This window comes from Streptococcus sp. 1449, from assembly GCF_013276805.1.
Taxonomy (GTDB): domain Bacteria; phylum Bacillota; class Bacilli; order Lactobacillales; family Streptococcaceae; genus Streptococcus; species Streptococcus pseudopneumoniae.
Genome location: NZ_VMLS01000098.1, coordinates 1 through 643, shown reverse-complemented (window position 1 = coordinate 643; position 643 = coordinate 1). Strand labels below are relative to the sequence as shown.

The window sequence follows — 643 nt, the reverse complement described above, 5'->3', positions numbered from 1 at the left end:
CTTTTAAAAGTGTTTTGATTGTTTGGATTTCTTCTTTAGTTGATTTCATATTACTATTATATAATACTTTTTGATTTTAGTTTAGTATTAACATAATCGGCTTTTTCCTCATACCATTGATTAATAGCTGTCATAAATCCGTCATAGTTCCAAGCCAAGTTTTCTGCTAGTGAGAAATTTCCTGAAGACCAGGGGCTCCAAATGTCCTTACTAGACAAGCGTGTGTGATTAATGGTGATCGAAGCTTCTGCTGCACGAATGAAGGTTGTTTTTTCTAGTGCAGTTGACCATTTGATAGGAACATAGCTAGTAACTAGACCTTCGTCTGTTGTTTCTTTTCGAATGGCATTGATACGGTCTAAGATAGCCTGTTTATATGGCGTTAAGAAAGTCCCTTCAATCCCAACTAGAGTAGTACCAGAAGAAGTACTAGTGACCTAAGAGTTTAAGATATTGTAGGATTGACCATTGATTGCTTGAGTGGAAACCAGCCTATCATTAGTGGCTACTGATTGTGATGTAACAATTCCTACCCCAAGAAGTGATAGAGCTGAAATCGTTGCAAGTGTGAACTTTTTAGCTTTGGTGTCCATTTCGTGTCCCCTTATTTTTTATTATATAGTTATTTAGTTTTAAAAAAGCG

1 protein-coding gene is annotated in these 643 nt (G+C 35.9%); it reads right to left on the bottom strand.

Annotated elements, in window-relative coordinates; translation table 11 throughout:
- Positions 1–437: 437 nt before the first annotated feature.
- Positions 438–593: a hypothetical protein gene (locus HT687_RS12115; protein WP_000379812.1), complete on the bottom strand. Its 156-nt coding sequence runs from the start codon at positions 591–593 to the stop codon at positions 438–440.
- Positions 594–643: the final 50 nt, after the last annotated feature.